Annotated in this window: 13 protein-coding genes; 7 read left to right on the plus strand and 6 right to left on the minus strand. The window is 38.0% G+C overall.

Going from position 1 to position 18,418, the window contains the following annotated elements:
• The first annotated feature begins 177 nt into the window (after positions 1 to 177).
• From G6R09_RS07690 to adiA, 3 genes are all read left to right on the plus strand, one after another.
• Complete coding sequence (locus G6R09_RS07690; protein WP_163921529.1) at positions 178 to 1,020, plus strand: META domain-containing protein; 843 nt, start codon at positions 178 to 180, stop codon at positions 1,018 to 1,020.
• A 293-nt stretch (positions 1,021 to 1,313) separates the two neighbouring features.
• Complete coding sequence (potE, locus tag G6R09_RS07695) at positions 1,314 to 2,636, plus strand: putrescine-ornithine antiporter (protein ID WP_065166270.1); 1,323 nt, start codon at positions 1,314 to 1,316, stop codon at positions 2,634 to 2,636.
• 55 nt (positions 2,637 to 2,691) lie between these two features.
• A complete protein-coding gene (gene adiA, locus G6R09_RS07700; protein WP_107204454.1) occupies positions 2,692 to 4,983 on the plus strand; it encodes an arginine decarboxylase in 2,292 nt (763 codons plus the stop codon).
• A 67-nt stretch (positions 4,984 to 5,050) separates the two neighbouring features.
• Here adiA and yfaE read toward each other — a convergent pair whose 3' ends face one another.
• The 5 genes from yfaE to G6R09_RS07725 all read right to left on the minus strand — a co-directional run bounded on the left by yfaE (position 5,051) and on the right by G6R09_RS07725 (position 10,336).
• Positions 5,051 to 5,350: a class I ribonucleotide reductase maintenance protein YfaE gene (gene yfaE, locus G6R09_RS07705; RefSeq protein WP_065166269.1), complete on the minus strand. Its 300-nt coding sequence runs from the start codon at positions 5,348 to 5,350 to the stop codon at positions 5,051 to 5,053.
• Positions 5,347 to 6,480, minus strand: coding sequence for a class Ia ribonucleoside-diphosphate reductase subunit beta (gene nrdB, locus G6R09_RS07710; protein ID WP_065166268.1), 1,134 nt, complete (start codon positions 6,478 to 6,480; stop codon positions 5,347 to 5,349). Before nrdB ends, yfaE begins: the two co-directional genes overlap by 4 nt.
• Positions 6,481 to 6,526: 46 nt before the next feature.
• Entirely contained in the window at positions 6,527 to 8,794 is a 2,268-nt protein-coding gene (gene nrdA, locus G6R09_RS07715; RefSeq protein ID WP_065166267.1) for a class 1a ribonucleoside-diphosphate reductase subunit alpha, read from the minus strand.
• 499 nt (positions 8,795 to 9,293) lie between these two features.
• Positions 9,294 to 10,004 (minus strand): bifunctional 2-polyprenyl-6-hydroxyphenol methylase/3-demethylubiquinol 3-O-methyltransferase UbiG, encoded by a 711-nt coding sequence (ubiG, locus tag G6R09_RS07720; RefSeq protein ID WP_065166266.1) that lies wholly within the window; start codon positions 10,002 to 10,004, stop codon positions 9,294 to 9,296.
• Between the two features lie 161 nt (positions 10,005 to 10,165).
• Positions 10,166 to 10,336, minus strand: coding sequence for a hypothetical protein (locus tag G6R09_RS07725; RefSeq protein ID WP_156673543.1), 171 nt, complete (start codon positions 10,334 to 10,336; stop codon positions 10,166 to 10,168).
• 460 nt (positions 10,337 to 10,796) lie between these two features.
• On the opposite strand from G6R09_RS07725, the gene gyrA reads away from it, so the two are divergent.
• The 4 genes from gyrA (at position 10,797) to G6R09_RS07745 (ending at position 17,832) form a co-directional block, all read left to right on the plus strand.
• Positions 10,797 to 13,463, plus strand: coding sequence for a DNA topoisomerase (ATP-hydrolyzing) subunit A (gene gyrA, locus G6R09_RS07730; RefSeq protein ID WP_107204455.1), 2,667 nt, complete (start codon positions 10,797 to 10,799; stop codon positions 13,461 to 13,463).
• 267 nt (positions 13,464 to 13,730) lie between these two features.
• Positions 13,731 to 14,813, plus strand: a complete 1,083-nt coding sequence (gene serC / locus G6R09_RS07735) for a 3-phosphoserine/phosphohydroxythreonine transaminase (protein ID WP_065166265.1) — start codon at positions 13,731 to 13,733, stop codon at positions 14,811 to 14,813.
• Positions 14,814 to 14,967: 154 nt separating this feature from the next.
• Entirely contained in the window at positions 14,968 to 17,007 is a 2,040-nt protein-coding gene (locus tag G6R09_RS07740; protein WP_163921532.1) for an EAL domain-containing protein, read from the plus strand.
• A gap of 99 nt (positions 17,008 to 17,106) precedes the next feature.
• Positions 17,107 to 17,832, plus strand: a complete 726-nt coding sequence (locus G6R09_RS07745; protein WP_065166263.1) for a sulfite exporter TauE/SafE family protein — start codon at positions 17,107 to 17,109, stop codon at positions 17,830 to 17,832.
• A gap of 57 nt (positions 17,833 to 17,889) precedes the next feature.
• Here the strand turns inward: G6R09_RS07745 and G6R09_RS07750 are convergent, their stop codons facing one another.
• Positions 17,890 to 18,414: a lipocalin family protein gene (locus tag G6R09_RS07750; RefSeq protein WP_065166262.1), complete on the minus strand. Its 525-nt coding sequence runs from the start codon at positions 18,412 to 18,414 to the stop codon at positions 17,890 to 17,892.
• Positions 18,415 to 18,418: the final 4 nt, after the last annotated feature.

An 18,418-nucleotide genomic window follows, 5' to 3' on the forward strand; every position in this document is an offset into this window, starting at 1 on the left:
ATGGCTTTTTTGTTATTTTGAATGCTGTATTATTGCGAAAAGAAATGATAGTATGCAATGAAATTAGTGACTAATCATTGCTAGTACGATTAAAAATAGACTAACAGCAATAATGAGTTGCTTAAAATAAGTAACCTAATTTCTGCAAATAAGCATATGTAAATTTAAGGAAAAAGAATGGCTTTTAAATTAAAAAAAGTAGTATTAGCGACATCAGTAATCTTATCGGCGTTAATGCTACAAGCCTGTAATGATAATGAAGCAACAGTGAAGGCACCTCAGCAACCTGCTGCTGTTGTTAAAGCAGAGCAAGCCAATATGAAACCATTAGAAGTCAGTGTTATCTATTTAGATCGTCGTATGTTGCCACCAGGTGCGGTGTTAAATGTTGCGCTTGAAGATGTCTCTCTTGCTGATGCAGCTTCTGTCACATTGAGTACTGAATCAATGGATATTGCTGGTGCCCCTCCTTATCCTGTTACGTTAAATTATGATGCAAATAAAATAAAAGCGAATCACCGTTATAATGTACGTGCAACAGTGAAAGTCGACAATAAATTGATCATGACCTCTACAACGGCGGTGGATCCGTTTGCTGCTGATGCAAAACAGCCATTAGAGGTTAAATTAGATCGTGTTGCACCATCTCAAAATACTGCTCCGCAAGCGGATCAACCAACACTTGCTGGCCCACAATGGCAATTAGTGACATTATCAGATCAAACAGTACAACCCGGTGCTGGTGGCAATAATGCATTCATTCAGTTTGATACCACAACAAACACAGTCAGTGGTTTTTCTGGCTGTAATAATTTCCATGGTGCATTAACTGCGCAAACGCCAACAACGCTAACAATTGGGCAAGCGGCAGCAACACGTAAAATGTGTATGGAAGGGATGGAATTAGAGCAAGCATTCTTAGCGGCATTACCTGAAATTACAAGTTACAGTATTAATAATGATATATTAAGTGTTAAAGATAATAACGCGAATACGATTGCGACATTTAAAATAAAATAAATTATTAATAACTAATAAATAAAAGCGTAATAGAAGATGTGTTTCTTTTATACGCTTTTTTTTATGTATTAGTCTTTGAATAATAAATGAAAACTCCACTACATAGTTTATATATTTAAAACATGCAAAAAAAGTTATTTTTTTTCATGTGTAAGTCAGAATATTTAAATATATCATTAACAAATAAACCGACCTTAAAATTTTAAATTATACTTGTTTCGATATACCACAGTGATAGGTAATTTTATCGAAATATTATTGTTATTAAAATAATTAATAAGGTAGTTTACATTATGAGTGGAAATAGTAACAAAATGGGACTAATGGGGTTAACGACCATAGTTACCGTTAATATGATGGGATCGGGAATAATATTACTACCCTCCAGCTTAGCGGCAACAGGAGGAATTGCATTACTTGCATGGGGTGTTACCGCAATAGGTGCATTAGCAATCGCTTATGCATTTGCTAAATGTGGTATGTATTGTACTGACGATGGTGGTATGTCCGCCTACGCAGAAAAAGCACATGGTAAATCCAGTTTTTTTATTGCCTCTTATACTTACTATGTGTGCCTTGTTATTAGTGCTGTAGCTATTTCTGTTTCATGTGTCGGTTATTTAGAATATTTTATTCCATGGTTAAAAGAAACACCCATTCATACCTTTGTTGGTGTTATTTCTATTCTGATTGTAACTATGTTCGCTAATGTGAAAGGGGCAAAGATAACCGGACAAATCTCCACCATTACTGTATGGGGAATTATCATTCCAGTGCTTGGATTATCGGTTATTGGCTGGTTTTGGTTTGATGCCAAAATTTTTGAAGAAGCTTGGAACCCCCATGATATCTCAGTTGGTAGCGCAATTTACTCTGGAATGGCGTTAACCTTGTGGGCATTTTTAGGTATTGAGTCGGCGGGTGCTAACTCAGGGACCGTTGAGAATCCTAAACGTAATGTACCGCTTGCTTGTTTATTAGCGACCGTCTTTTCTGCGGCAACTTATATTGCTTCCACTACCGTTATTCAAGGTATTATTCCCAACGATATTTTAGCTAAATCTGATTCTCCATTTGGGCTGGTGTTTGCACAAATGTTTAGTCCATTGGTTGGTGAAATTATTACAGCAATGGCAATTATGGCGTGTTTGGGTTCATTACTTGGGTGGCAATTTACCAATGCGCAAGTATCGAAAGTTGCTGCTGATATGCGTCTGTTTCCCAAAATTTTTGGTGATGTAAATAAATATGATGCGCCATTTAAAGGCATGATGATCATGTTAGCCTTTGAATTACTACTCGCGGTCATGACCATTTCACCAACATTATTAAAACAATTTAATGTATTAGTAAACTTAGCTGTCTTTATTAATATGGTGCCTTATGTATTAGCGTTAACTGCTCTCGGTATAATTATGAGACAAAGTAACGTTAGTAAGAAAGAATATAATAACGGTATCTTTATTGGTTCAATTGCCGTGTTATATAGTATTTATGGTGCATATTCTACCGGTGAGGAGGCGGTATTTTATGGCGCTATTATTACATTGGTCGGTTATTTCTTCTATGGGTTTATTGCTAGCCGTGAAGCTATTAATAATAAAGTGTCATCGTGAGTTGTATTGTAGTAAGCGAAATATTAATTACTAGTCTGATATTAAAGGATTGTATATGTTGAATTATGGTAAACATATGAGAGTATTAATTTTTGATAACTCTCAAGCTACGGGAGTAGTTGCAAATGCTATCGACCGATTAGTTGAACAATTTGAAGATGAATCAATTATTGTCGTCAAAGCATCTACTTATGATGATTGCTACTCAATGCTCAACGTTAATATGGCGATTGACTGCTTTATGTTGACCTCAAGCATGACAGGTCAACAACAAGAAGAGAATGATATGTTCTTTTCTCTGATTGATAAATTGAATCAACGCCAACAAGGTGTGCCAGTCTTTTTACTCGCAGAGCGTAAAAAAATGACCTTAACCGTTGATCGTCAGTTAATGTCATTAGTGAGTGAGTTTGCCTGGATTTTAGAAGATACCTCTGATTTTATGGCGGGTCGCGCAATTGCAGCAATGCAACGTTATCGTGAACAGCTATTACCGCCGCTTGCTAATGCAATGATGAAATATGACAGTGTGCATGAATATTCATGGGCTGCACCAGGGCATCAAGGCGGAGTCGGTTTTTTAAAAACACCAGAAGGTCAACGCTTCTATAATTATTATGGTGAAGGGCTTTTCCGCTCAGATATGGGTATTGAGCGCGGTTCTTTAGGCTCATTGCTTGATCATACTGGTGCCTTTGGTGAAAGTGAAGATTACGCCGCGAAAGTGTTTGGAGCTGATAGATCCTATTCATTAGTCACCGGTACTTCAGGGGCTAATCGTACTATCATGCAAATTTGTATGAGAGAAAACACCCTCGCTATTTGTGATCGAAATTGTCATAAATCGATTGAGCAGGGGTTAATGTTAACTGGGGCATTGCCTGTTTATATGGTTCCTACCCGTAACCGCTACGGTATTATCGGGCCGATTTATCCAGATCAAATGTCACCGGAAGGGCTGAAAAAATCAGCAGAAAGCAGCGAGTTAACCAAAGATAAAGCCGGTAACATGGCCACTTATTCGGTGGTGACAAACTGTACCTATGATGGTTTATGTTATAACGCTAAACGTGCGCAAGATATTTTAAGTGAAAGTAGTAATCGGATTCACTTTGATGAAGCATGGTATGGCTACGCGCGTTTTAACCCTATTTATACCGATCATTTTGCTATGCGTGGTGAGCCACAAGATACACCAGATGATGGTCCAACCGTCTTTGCTACCCATTCAACCCATAAATTATTAAATGCACTTTCTCAGGCATCATGGATTCATGTTCGTAATGGTAAAGATCATATTAACTTTGAGCGCTTTAATCAGTCGTATATGATGCATGCAACCACATCACCGTTATATGCGATCAGTGTTTCAAATGATATTGCAGTGTCACAAATGGCAGGTAATCGTGGTGAGTCATTAACCAATGAAGTCATTAAAGAAGCGGTTGATTATCGTCAAGCGATGGGACGCTTGCACCGTGAGTTTGTTGCTGATGGTGATTGGTTCTTTAAACCATGGAATGCCGAGTCTATTGTTGATCCCGATACAGGGGTTGAATATGCATTTGAAGATGCGCCTGCTGAATTGCTAGCGACTAACCAAGATTTTTGGATCATGAAACCCGGTGATAAATGGCATGGTTTCGATGATATCCCGCAAGATTGGTGTATGCTCGATCCAATTAAAGTCAGTATTTTAGCACCAGGTATGGGGGATGATGGTAAGTTACTTGATACTGGTGTCCCTGCTGCATTAGTGACTCAATATCTTACGCGTTTTGGTATTGTGCCAACCCGTACCACAGATTTCCAAGTGATGTTCTTATTCTCAATGGGAATAACTAAAGGTAAGTGGGCAACGTTAGTTAATACCTTACTTAGTTTTAAAACCCATTATGATAATAATACTCCACTGAAATCAGTTCTACCTGATTTAGCTGCAAGCCATCCTCAGGTGTATGGTAACCTAGGGTTAAAAGACTTAGGTGACAAGATGTTTAGTTACCTAAAGACCCATACGCCATCTGAAATGTTAAATGCTGCTTATTCAACCTTACCAAAGGCTGATATTACGCCTCGGGCCGCATTTGAAGCGATAGTGGATGATAATGTAGAAATGGTGCCATCGAATAAACTGCAAGGGCGTATTGCCGCTAATGCTGTTATTCCTTACCCACCGGGTATTCCAATGCTGATGTCTGGTGAGAACTTTGGTGATGCCAATAGTCCTCAAATTGGGTACTTACATAGCTTAGAAATTTGGGATAAAGAATTCCCTGGCTTTGAGCATGAAACGGAAGGGACTGAAGTTGAAGATGGTGTTTACCATGTGATGTGTGTGAAGTAGTTACAGTACTGAAAGAAAAATATAATAGCTCTTTATTGTTTATCGTGATTGAAATAATCAGATAGTATTAAAGAGCTATTTTAGTTTTAGCTGCTGGGTGTTCAGTGTTGAGTTGATAATCAAAATGAACTTCAATATTTTGTTGTGGAATAGAGCAACAGCTTAATATTTCATTTGGACCAATAAAAGCGAGAGCATCTTGTTGAGTAACTGATCCTGAGATAAGTTTACATCGACAAGCACCACACATACCATTACGACATTGGTATTCTGGCTTAATGCCTGCTTTTTCTAGTTGGATTAATAAAGGTTCATGGCGATTGCCACAAACCTTAATCCCATTAACCGTAAAGGTTAGTTGACTCACAACTCAAAATCACCAAGATCATCAGCACTAATATCATTGTCGATTTGACCGACAAGATATGAACTTATCTCTGCTTCTTGAGGAGCAACTTGAACATTATCTGATGATAACCATGAGTTGATCCATGGAATTGGGTTTTGATTTGCGCCATCATAAGCAGGGCGTAAACCAACAGCAACCATGCGTAAGTTAGTAATGTATTCAACATATTGGCATAAAATTTCTTTGTTTAAACCAATCATTGAACCATCTTTAAATAGGTATTCTGCCCATTCTTTTTCTTGTTCAGCCGCAGCTTTAAAGATGCTGAAACACTCTTCTTCACATTCGGCAGCAATAATTGCCATTTGTGGATCATCATGGCCATTACGTAACAGGTTCAACATATGTTGAGTACCGGTTAAGTGCAATGCTTCATCACGTGCAATCAGCTTGATGATTTTAGCATTGCCTTCCATTAGCTCACGTTCAGCAAAAGCAAACGAACAAGCAAAACTCACATAGAAACGGATCGCTTCTAACGCATTGACTGACATTAGGCACAGGTAAAGTTTCTTTTTGATGTCATGTAAATCAACAGTGAAAGCAATACCATCGGCAGAATGTTGACCTTCACCGTAACGGTGATAATCATTAGTTGCTGCGATTAAATCATCATAGTATTTAGAAATATCACCAGCACGCTTAATAATATGTTCATTACGAACAATATCATCGAAAATAAGCGATGGATTGTTAACGATATTACGAATGATGTGTGTATAAGAGCGAGAATGGATCGTTTCTGAAAACGACCATGTTTCAATCCATGTTTCTAATTCTGGTAGTGAAACGATAGGCAATAATGCTACGTTTGGGCTACGACCTTGAATTGAATCAAGTAGCGTTTGATATTTTAGATTACTGATGAAAATATGCTTTTCATGATCTGGCAAGTTATTGTAATCAATGCGATCACCAGAAACATCCACTTCTTCTGGACGCCAAAAGAAAGATAATTGCTTTTCAATCAATTTTTCGAAAATTTCAAATTTTTGTTGGTCATAACGGGCAACATTGACTGATTGACCAAAAAACATTGGTTCTTTAAGTTGGTCGTTGCTCGTTTGACAAAAAGTACTATAGGCCATGATATCCTCAAATCACAAGGGAGCCATAAGACTCCCTTTTGAATGCTTAAATTTTACAACTTGTACAGTCATCGCCACTCAGGTCGCTTTGGCTATCAGATGCGCCATCTCGAGTGTTATGGTAGTACAGTGTCTTAACACCTAATTTATAAGCATTAAGCAGATCTTTTAGCAACAGTTTCATTGGAACTCTGCCACCAGGTTGCTTGCTCGGATCGTAGTTAGTATTTGCCGAGATAGCCTGATCAATAAATTTCTGCATAATGCCAACAAGTTGTAGGTAGCCATCGTTGCTGCCAATGTTCCAAAGTAACTCGTAGTTATCTTTGTATTTAGCAAACTCAGGAACAACTTGCTTGAGGATACCATCTTTTGATGCCTTAACGGAAACGTATCCACGCGGTGGCTCAATACCATTGGTCGCATTTGAGATTTGCGATGATGTTTCTGATGGCATTAGTGCTGATAAGGTTGAGTTACGTAGACCGTGTGTTTTAATCTCTTCGCGTAAGGTTTCCCAATCGTAATGCAATTTTGCACTACAGATATTATCGATATCTTTTTTGTAAGTATCGATTGGTAAAACACCTTGAGCATAGGTTGTTTCGTTAAATAACGGACATGGACCTTGTTCTTTTGCCAAATTAACTGATGCTTTCAACAAGTAGTATTGAATCGCTTCAAAAGCTTCATGAGTAAGGTTATTTGCACTTCCGTCAGAATAACGTACACCATGCTTAGCAAGGTAATAAGCAAAGTTGATAACACCAACACCTAATGTACGACGGTTCATGGTTGAACGACGCGCTGCAGGTAATGGGTAATCTTGGTAATCTAATAATGCATCGAGTGCACGCACTGTCAGTTCAGCAAGTTCTTCTAAATCATCTAAGGTATCAATTGCACCTAAGTTAAATGCAGATAACGTACATAATGCGATTTCACCGTCTTCATCTTCAACATTTCGTAATGGCTTGGTTGGTAGTGCAATCTCAAGACATAAGTTTGATTGACGAATCGGTGCGACAGCCGGATCAAATGGGCTGTGAGTATTACAGTGGTCAACGTTTTGAATGTAGATACGACCAGTAGAAGCACGCTCTTGCATCAGCAATGAGAAGAGTTCAATCGCTTTAATTGATTGTTTCTTAATACTTTCATCTTGCTCATACAAGTTATACAAACGTTCAAATTCTACTTGATCAGCAAAAAATGCATCGTATAGCCCAGGAACATCAGATGGCGAGAACAATGAGATGTTCTGACCTTTGATTAAACGGGTATACATTAATTTATTAATTTGAACACCGTAATCCATATGACGAACACGGTTTTCTTCTACACCACGGTTGTTTTTAAGTACTAATAGAGACTCAACTTCGCGGTGCCAAATTGGGTAGAATAGTGTTGCTGCGCCACCGCGAACACCACCTTGAGAACAACATTTAACCGCTGTTTGGAAGTATTTATAGAACGGAATACAACCAGTGTGGAAGGCTTCACCACCACGAATCTCAGAGCCTAATGCACGGATTCGACCAGCGTTGATACCAATACCTGCGCGTTGTGAAACGTATCGTACAATTGAACTTGCAGTTGCGTTGATTGAATCAAGGCTATCATCACATTCGATCAATACACATGAGCTGAATTGACGTGTAGGTGTACGTACACCTGACATGATCGGCGTTGGCAGTGAAATTTTGAATGTTGAAGATGCATCATAAAAACGTTTGATGTAATCAAGACGAGTTTCTTTCGGATATTTATTAAATAATGCCGCAGCAATTAATAAGTAAAGAAACTGTGCGCTCTCAAAAATTTCACCTGATACACGATTTTGAACAAGGTATTTACCTTCAAGTTGCTTAACCGCAGCATAAGAGAAATTCATGTCGCGCCAGTGATCGATAAAGGTATCCATCACTGCAAATTCTTCTTCAGTGTAATCGTCTAGTAAGTGGCTATCATACTTACCTTTAGCGACTAAATTTTTAACATGGCTAAATAACGTAGGTGGCTCAAATTGACCATAGGCTTTTTTGCGAAGATGGAAAATTGCCAATCGAGCTGCAAGATATTGGTAATCAGGCGTTTCTTCTGAAATAAGATCAGCTGCCGCTTTGATGATAGTTTCGTGAATATCATCAGTACGAATACCGTCATAAAACTGGATATGTGACTTTAGTTCGACTTGAGAGACCGATACATTTTCTAGGCCTTCAGCAGCCCAATCTATAACACGGTGAATCTTGTCGAGATCGATAAGTTCTTTACGACCGTCGCGCTTAGTAACTGTTAGTTGTTGAGTCATTTTTTGTTATTTTCCCAGTTTTCCTTGCGGATGATATTTTTTTGCACTTTATCTATTAGATTAGCAAAGAATGTGATCTTTATTATAAATACTGTTATTTAGCTAAAACACTATATGTTGGGGTCTTTAGCGAAAGTGTTTACAAGATAGTGGTGAATGCGTGGTTTTGCAAGATGGTATTTTTTGAGCGGCTGTGGATAACATGGGGATTTAAAAAAAAAGTTAGTACCAACTCACTGATGTAGCGAATAGCATCAAATAGATAGTAAAAATCAATGCTTTCTCTGTTATTTTTTTAGATAAATAAAATTTATTTTTATTGCTTTTTAGCTGCAAATTTGAACTAAGAAAATGGTGGTTTTTTAACTAAATAAAGTGTTAATAGCCCTTGATCTTATTGATTTTTTTTGATTTAAAATATTAGGTGGAATTGCGTTTGTTAGCACTATGTAGCTAAAAGGAGATAAAGTCATCTCCTTTAATATTCGTTTTAGGTTGACTACAATGGTTTGATGGTATGAACGATATAATTCACATCAACGTTATTACCCAGACTATAGCTGTTGGTGAGCGGATTGTAGTGAAGTCCAATAATATGACGATCTTGTAGTGGTGTATGATCAATCATCGCCATTAATTCAGATGGGCGAATGAATTTTTGGTGGTCATGTGTTCCTTTGGGAACTAACTTCATGACATATTCTGCACCAACGATGGCAAACAAATACGATTTAATATTGCGATTCAATGTTGAGAAGAAAACATGTCCGCCAGGCTTAACCATTTTGGCACATGCAGCAATTACCGATGCAGGATCAGGCACATGTTCTAGCATTTCCATACATGTGACGACATCGTAAGTTTGATGGTGATGTTCTGCATGTTCTTCTGCTGTAGATTGAACATAATCAAGTTTAGTACCGGTCTCTAAAGCATGTAATTTTGCGACCATTAATGGTTCTTTGCCCATATCAAGGCCAGTAACATCAGCACCTTCAATGGCCATACTCTCGGCTAAAATGCCACCACCACAACCAACATCAAGTACTTTTTTGCCAAATAAGCCATTGGCATTATCAATGATATAATTTAAGCGTAACGGATTAATTTGATGAAGTGGTTTAAATTCGCCTTCTAGATCCCACCAGCGTGAGGCTATTTGTTCAAATTTTTCGATTTCTGCAAGATCAACATTGCGTGATTTGGTCATGTTTGTGGGGCCATTTTCCTTAATTGATAGTCACTATTATGCGAAATTAAGCGCTAGTTGCAAAGGATAACTGTGATAAACGGCGATTGAAAAGAAGATATTGATAATAACAAAAGCATATGGTCGCCAAGTACAATTGTGCTACTTGGCGAAATGACGTATTACTCATTAAAACTATTTATTGTGGTTGGAATCAGTTCAGGTGTGAACATGCCACCAAACACAGTGGTAATAGCAAGAATGAGCATCAGAATGTATTTACCAATAATGATTGATAGACCAATCATGTTAATAGCGGCACCCATTACTTTATCCTCAGTAAGTTTATGCATTAACAAGCTCGGAATGTTTAATTTAACGTTGACGTTATTTTAAACATCAATGTATTCGCTATTGTGAAAATAGGCCCTTTAACGCAATAACAAATAGTTTATACAGTGTGTTCAATTATGATGATTGATAAATGGTCAAATGTCGCATTTTTGATTTTATTTTGTTAATTTTAAGCCATTCCAGCTATAAAACTGTGTTACATCTTATTTTTACAAATGATTACACACTCTGTAGGTTAAAGAGAGTAGTTTAGGCGGTCAGTATAATGAGCAATAAATAAACAGTGGAGTGCGGTTAATCCACAGATGTGACGATGTTTGTTTCTGTTTTCTATAAATTCCGCTAAATTACTCATAACATAAGTCGTGAAAGGTGGTCTATTTAGGCTGAAATATGCTATATTATTGCACCTTGCACGTATAAAAATACGACAGAAATTACCTGAGGGATATTGGCTCCATGAGCGATCTTGCAAAAGAGATCACGCCCATAAATATTGAAGAGGAGCTGAAAAGCTCTTATCTCGACTATGCGATGTCAGTTATCGTTGGTCGTGCTCTTCCTGATGTGCGTGATGGCCTTAAGCCTGTGCACCGCCGCGTTTTATTCGCGATGAATGTGCTAGGCAATGACTGGAATAAAGCATATAAGAAATCTGCCCGTGTGGTAGGTGATGTTATCGGTAAGTATCACCCACATGGTGATAGTGCTGTATACGATACTATTGTTCGTATGGCACAACCGTTCTCACTACGCTACATGCTCGTAGATGGTCAAGGTAACTTCGGTTCAATCGATGGCGACTCTGCCGCTGCGATGCGTTATACCGAAGTCCGTATGTCTAAAATTGCCCATGAATTATTGGCTGACTTAGACAAAGAAACGGTTGATTACGTTCCTAACTATGATGGAACCGAGCAAATACCAGCAGTTTTACCAACAAAGATCCCTAACTTATTAGTGAACGGTTCTTCTGGTATTGCGGTTGGTATGGCAACGAATATACCACCCCATAACCTTGGCGAAGTGATTAACGGCTGTTTAGCGTATATCAATGATGAGAGCATCACTATTGATCAGCTAATGGAATATATTCCAGGTCCTGACTTCCCAACAGCTGCAATGATCAATGGCCGTAAAGGTATCGTTGACGCTTATCATACTGGTCGCGGTAAAGTTTACATGCGTGCCAAAGCTGAAATCGAAACTGAAAAGAATGGTCGTGAAACCATTATTGTTCATGAGATTCCATACCAAGTTAACAAAGCACGCTTAATTGAAAAAATTGCCGAGCTTGTTAAAGATAAGAAAGTTGAAGGTATTAGTGCACTACGCGATGAGTCGGATAAAGACGGCATGCGTATTGTTATCGAATGTAAGCGTGATGCAGTTGGTGAAGTTGTTCTAAACAATCTTTATGCTCAAACTCAATTACAAACTACATTTGGTATCAACATGGTTGCGCTTGATAATGGCCAACCTAAGATCTTCAACCTTAAAGAAATGATTAAGTGTTTCGTTAATCACCGCCGTGAAGTGGTGACACGTCGTACTATTTATGAATTGCGCAAAGCGCGTGATCGTGCTCATATCCTTGAAGGTTTGGCTCTTGCACTAGCGAATATCGATGAAATCATTGAATTAATTCGTCAAACAAATACACCAGCAGAAGCTAAAGCAGCTTTAGTTGCTCGTGGTTGGCAGTTAGGTAACGTTGCAGCAATGCTTGAGCGTGCTGGTACTGATGCTGCGCGTCCAGATTGGCTAGAAGAGCAGTTTGGTATTCGTGATAATCAATACTATTTAACTGAGCAACAAGCACAAGCTATTCTTGACCTGCGCTTACATAAGTTAACGGGTCTTGAGCACGGCAAAATTCTTGAAGAATATAAGCAACTTCTTGAAGAAATCGCTGAACTAATGTTCATTCTATCAAGCTCTGAGCGTTTGATGGAAGTGATCCGTGAAGAATTAGAGCTAGTGAAAGAGCAGTTCAACGATGAACGTCGTACTGAAATCACAGCAGCAAGTAATGACATCGATTTAGAAGATCTGATCACTAAAGAAGATGTTGTTGTTACGCTTTCTCACGAAGGTTATGTTAAGTACCAAATTCTGAGCGACTACGAAGCACAACGCCGTGGTGGTAAAGGTAAAGCAGCAACGCGCATGAAGGAAGAAGACTTCATTGAACGTTTGTTGGTTGCTAATACCCATGACACGATTCTATGTTTCTCTAGCCGCGGTCGTATGTACTGGCTGAAGGTATACCAATTACCATTAGCAAGCCGTACTGCACGTGGTAAGCCAATTGTGAATATTCTACCGCTTGAAGAAAATGAGCGTATTACCGCTATTCTTCCTGTACGTGAATACACTGAAGATAAGTTTGTCTTCATGGCAACAGCTGATGGTACTGTTAAGAAAACACCATTAACTGACTTTAGTCGTCCTCGTAGTGCCGGTATTATTGCGGTTAACCTACGTGAAGGCGATTCATTGATCGGTGTTGATGTCACTGACGGTGATTGCGATATCATGCTGTTCTCAGCATTTGGTAAAGTGGTTCGTTTCTACGAAAGCCCTGTGATTGATGCTGAAGGCAACGCGAAAGGCGGTGTTCGTGGTATGGGTCGTACAGCAGCTGGTGTTCGTGGTATCAAACTTGCTGAAGGCGATAAAGTTGTTTCGTTAATCGTTCCACACAATGAAGGCGATATTCTTACAGTAACTGAAAATGGTTACGGTAAGCGTACTGAACTTGCAGAGTACCCGGCGAAGAGCCGTGCAACGCAAGGTGTGGTATCAATTAAAGTCTCTGAACGTAACGGTAGCGTAGTTGGTGCTGTTCAAGCTGAAGACGGCGATGAGTTTATGATGATCACCAACGGTGGCACACTGGTTCGTACTCGTGTTGCTGAAGTTAGCCGTGTTGGTCGTAATACTCAAGGTGTAACACTTATTCGTACTGCTGAAGACGAAAAAGTTGTTGGCCTGCAACGTATTGATGAGCCTGCTGAAGTAGAGTTAATTGAAGATGCAGAATTAGTTGATGGTGAAGCTGTGGCAAATACAGAACAACCAGCAACAGATGCAGAATCAGGTGATTCAACTGAGCAAGAATAAGCCTGATAGTGCTTTATTCTAAATAAAACGCAGCCATTGAGCTGCGTTTTTTTTATCTTAATATTTGTAAGCTAAGGAATCTTTAATTAAACCTTTAAAGTTGCGCAATAAAGGTGTAAAAATAAATAAATGATCTCTATCACAATGTTGAGATTTATTGTTAATGTCTGTTTTGTAATGCTAAAAGCAGTATCATGTATGGTGCTATTAGCTTTATGAAGTAGTCACTTTTTATTTTGTAACTCGAGCAGGAGCAAATACAACATTATGGATAAGGTTTATAATTTTTGTGCCGGTCCGGCAATGATCCCCGCAGATGTGATGGCGCAAGCCCAGCAAGAATTCATTAACTGGCAGGGGTTAGGCACTTCCGTTATGGAAATAAGCCATCGTAGTAAAGAATTTCTTGCGGTTGCCGCTCAGTCAGAACAAGATTTGCGTGAACTACTTAATATACCTGCTAATTACCATGTACTGTTCTGTCATGGTGGGGCGCGAGGTCAATTTGCAGCAGTACCTCTAAACCTTTTAGGTGATGCCGAAACTGCTGATTATATGGATGGTGGCTTTTGGGCACATAGTGCTATTGAAGAAGCATCGAAATATTGCCGACCAAACAGTGTTGATATTACGTACGTTAAAGACGGTAAAAAGGCTATTTTACCGGCCAGTGAGTGGACGCTTTCAGAAGATGCAGCCTTTGTGCATTTTTGTCCTAACGAAACCATTGATGGCATTGAAATCCGCGACTTACCTATTACCGATAAACCTATTGTCGCTGATATGTCTTCAACTATTTTATCGCGTCAGATTGATGTGTCTAAATATGGTGTAATTTATGCGGGCGCTCAAAAAAATATCGGTCCTGCGGGATTAACGATTGTTATTGTACGTGATGACTTATTAGGTAAAGCGAAATCAATCCTACCGAGTATTTTAGACTATACCGTCTTAGTTGATAAAGAGTCGATGTTTAATACTCCGCCTACCTTTGCATGGTATTTAGCGGGTGAAGTGTTTAAATGGCTTAAAAGTGTTGGTGGTGTTGCTGCAATGGAGCAACGTAATTTAGCAAAAGCAAAATTATTGTATGATTTTATCGATCAGTCTGATTTCTACATTAATGACGTCCATGCAGATAACCGCTCAGTGATGAATGTACCATTCCAATTGAAAAATCCTGAACTTGATAATGTATTTTTAGCTCAAGCAGAAAAAGCAGGATTAAAAGCATTGAAAGGCCATCGTGTTGTGGGTGGTATGCGTGCCTCTATTTATAATGCGATGCCATTAGAAGGTGTTCAAGCTTTGGTCGACTTTATGCGAATATTTGAAAAAAATAATGCATAACTAACAAGAATATTGAATTAATAAAAAATACACACTACGAGTGTGTATTTTTTTATAAAAAGCATCAAAATAATATCTAGTTACAATGTTTTTGATTGAGCATTAATATTTGATATATATAATCTAGCATTCATTTCTCTTGTTATGTGAATGTATGCGCAAAAGCTCAGTATTAAAATCATATTACAACGAATATATTCGTGATATTTCAGTTGTATTTTTATTATTACTGCCTCTGATTATTTGTAATGCGATTACGTTATTTGTTGGTTACGGCTTAAATTGGGTTAAATTTAGCGATTTAGCTAATATCTTCTTTTATTTTTCTAATCTCTTAATTGGTATCTACCCGATAGCATTATGTTTGATCACTAGTTATTATATCGCTACAAAGCATGGTGTAAATGCAATGGTGGTTGTACCATATTCATTACTACTCTTCATTGCAGTATCAGTGCCTAATGCATTAGTATCAGCACAGACAGGATTACCTAATAATCCGTTGATTGCCTTACTGGCAGCAATGATTTCTGCAATCTGCTGTATTTCTTTTCGTCTTTTTCCATTAGATCCATCTCGAATTGACTTTGTAAGTACGCTTTATAAACATGTATTACACTTTTTTTGTTTTCTTCTGTTAACTGTTTTTTTAGCAAAATTCACAACGATTATTATCGAGTTAAGTAAAGAAGTTCGCCATGATATCTCTCTCAATCCATTGACATTTTATGGTGGTTTAGCCTATCAATTTTTTTTAGGGTTATTAGGGGCTATTGGTATAAATGGGCATAACTTTCTATTCAGAGCAAAACAACAGTTATTTGAAAATACTCAGCAAAATATTGCCGATTGGCAAGCTGGAGACGCTGCTTTAAATATACTAGGGCAGGGTTTTTATGATGCTTTTTTATCAATGGGGGGCTCAGGAAATACCATAAGTTTATTACTATGCGTGTTATTATTTTCAAAAGAAAGACGACATATTACACTAGCGTTGTCGGCATTGCCGTTAGTTATTTTTAATATAAATGAACTGTTGTTATTTGGCTTACCTATTATTTTTAATCCTATATTAATTGTTCCTTTTGTATTTGTACCATTAGTGAGTTTTGTGGTCGTGTATAGTGCAATGACGATTGGATTAGTAAATCCTGTGAGTACCATCGTTGATTGGATGACGCCGCCATTTATTAGTGGCTATATTGCCACGCAGCACAGTTTTTCTGGAGTGGTATTACAACTAGTGGTGGTTATTATTGGCATTGCTATTTATCGACCATTTTACCTCTATTTTGTTGGACAAAGCGAAAGCAATAATATGGCAATAAGCCGCCAACACGAATTGGGTCGTAGCACATTAAAATCATTTTTAGGGGATGTGACTCAAGCAATGAGTAGCTATATAAGTAAGCATGATATTAGTCGTCGTGTAAGCCGAATGCTGAGTCACGGTGAATTTATCATGCATTATCAACCACAGGTTTATTTGAATAATAAGCCTGGTTTCTCTTTTGAATCACTTATACGTTATAAAGATCCTGATGGAAAACTATTGCTTCCACTCTTTATTCAAGATTTTCAGCAATTAGGTGCGATGAAACAACTTGATCAAATGGTGATTGATTTAGTATTGGTCGACATGCAAAAGATGCCATTAACACCTAATTGTAAAGTCGCCATTAATATCTCAACAGAAACCATCTCAGATAAACATATCGTGGCTTACATTGTTGAACGTTTGCGTTTTTATAATATTTCACCATTGCACTTAGAAATAGAGATCACAGAAGAAGCTATTATTGATAATGATAAGCAAGTTTCTGAAAATATTGCTGTATTACAAGCATTAGGGATAACTGTTGCTATTGATGATTTTGGTTCTGGCTATGCGTCTTTTCCGCATTTACTCAAGTTTAACTTTGATAAAGTAAAGTTAGATCGTTCATTATTATTTAATATTGACAATGAGCGCGGGAAAAATTTATATCAATTATTAGCAAAAATAAGTGAAGTAACAGGTTGTGTATTAGTTGCAGAAGGTGTTGAAACTCAAGCTGAAAAACAATTTGTCCAACAGTGCGGTATTGATATCTGCCAAGGGTTTTATTTTGCTAAACCGATGCCACTTAATGATGCATTAGCGTGGTCGAAAACAGTTACTGTTACCGAATCTAGCAATGATATTACGGTATAATTTTGCAATATAACATTCCATTTGTTTGGTATCGTTTTTACTTTATGAGTAGAAATAAAGAGTAGGATCACTAACACTCTTTCACTGTGTAAGAATGTTATGGATCCACTTATCTTTTTTGTTTGTTTATTAGTTTTTATTGGTGGATGTTTTATCCAAAGTACGCTTGGATTTGGCATGGGTGTCGTTGCTGGGCCATTTATTCTTTTGCTTGAGCCACGGTTAATGCCGAGTGCGATTGTTGTTATTGGCATGTTTATGTCTGCAATTGTGTGGTATCAGTATCGCCATGCCTTATCATTACGGTTTTTAATTTTTGCTTTTTTAGGGCGGTTGCCAGGAACACTGGTTGCTGCTTATGTTCTAATGGTGATCACCACCGATCAATTAGAAATCATGCTGGGAGTCACAGTCTTAGCGGCTGTAATATTAAGTTTAGCAAAATTGCGCTTAGCGCCAACGTCAGTTAATTTATTTATTGGCGGCTTAATTTCGGGTGTAACAGGCACTGCGACCGGTATTGGCGGCCCACCTGTTGCTTTATTGATGCAGAATGAAGAGCCAGAAACTATTCGCGCTAATTTGGCGGCTTTTTTCTGTTTAACCAACATTATTTCATTGATTGCATTGCATTATTCTGGACGGTTTACGATGGCTGATTTTACGACCATCGTTTGGTTGCTACCGGCACCTATTATTGCGAGCATTATTGCGTATCGTGTTCGACATAAAATTAAAAAACAGGTGATGCAATACGGTGTATTAGTATTATGTTCTTTATCTGCGGTGGTTTCATTATCACAAGGTTTACATGTTTTTAGTTAGAACAATAACAGCTTATATTGCGAACTAAGCTGTTATTGGACGTAAAAAATAGCGGCATTACTGTTGAGGGTAAATTAATTTATTGGTATCAAACCCAGCTTGTTGAGCAAGGGTAAGATATTTATTAAGTACTTTTGGGTCGAGGGTTTTGTCGCGCGCTAAAATCCATAAATAATCATAATTATAGCTGCTCACTAATGCTGCAGAATAATCCTTTTCAAGCGCAAAGATAATATAGCTACCATAAAAAGGCCCAAAGAAGGATACTTTTAGATGGCCAATATTAGGCTGTTCGACAAATTTTGCTTTGCCCTGTGCTTGTTGCCATTGCTGGTCGGTAATATTAAAGCCACGATTAATCACTTTAATACTCTTATCTGGATTTAAACTATAAGTGGCTGTTACCTGATCTAAACCGCGTTCAAAGCTATGATCTAATCTTGCGATTTCATACCATTGGCCTAAATAGCGATTTACATCAAAATGCGTAATAGGTTCAACGTTATTAGGCTTACCGGTTGTGCAGCCAGTTAGTAAACTCAAGCAACAGATACAATAAAACCATTTGATATAAGTAGGCATCCCT

This window comes from Photobacterium sp. Alg240-V54, assembly GCF_900537155.1.
Lineage (GTDB): Bacteria > Pseudomonadota > Gammaproteobacteria > Enterobacterales > Vibrionaceae > Photobacterium.

Bases quoted from the DNA above. Each gene is read 5' to 3' on its own strand.
- nrdA (WP_065166267.1), bottom strand. From the start codon at position 8,794: ATGACTCAACAACTAACAGTTACTAAGCGCGACGGTCGTAAAGAACTT.
- G6R09_RS07750 (WP_065166262.1), bottom strand. From the start codon at position 18,414: ATGCCTACTTATATCAAATGGTTTTATTGTATCTGTTGCTTGAGTTTA.
- G6R09_RS07745 (WP_065166263.1), top strand. From the start codon at position 17,107: ATGGATCCACTTATCTTTTTTGTTTGTTTATTAGTTTTTATTGGTGGA.
- G6R09_RS07740 (WP_163921532.1), top strand. From the start codon at position 14,968: ATGCGCAAAAGCTCAGTATTAAAATCATATTACAACGAATATATTCGT.
- G6R09_RS07725 (WP_156673543.1), bottom strand. From the start codon at position 10,336: ATGCATAAACTTACTGAGGATAAAGTAATGGGTGCCGCTATTAACATG.
- serC (WP_065166265.1), top strand. From the start codon at position 13,731: ATGGATAAGGTTTATAATTTTTGTGCCGGTCCGGCAATGATCCCCGCA.
- nrdB (WP_065166268.1), bottom strand. From the start codon at position 6,480: ATGGCCTATAGTACTTTTTGTCAAACGAGCAACGACCAACTTAAAGAA.
- potE (WP_065166270.1), top strand. From the start codon at position 1,314: ATGAGTGGAAATAGTAACAAAATGGGACTAATGGGGTTAACGACCATA.
- ubiG (WP_065166266.1), bottom strand. From the start codon at position 10,004: ATGACCAAATCACGCAATGTTGATCTTGCAGAAATCGAAAAATTTGAA.
- adiA (WP_107204454.1), top strand. From the start codon at position 2,692: ATGTTGAATTATGGTAAACATATGAGAGTATTAATTTTTGATAACTCT.
- G6R09_RS07690 (WP_163921529.1), top strand. From the start codon at position 178: ATGGCTTTTAAATTAAAAAAAGTAGTATTAGCGACATCAGTAATCTTA.
- gyrA (WP_107204455.1), top strand. From the start codon at position 10,797: ATGAGCGATCTTGCAAAAGAGATCACGCCCATAAATATTGAAGAGGAG.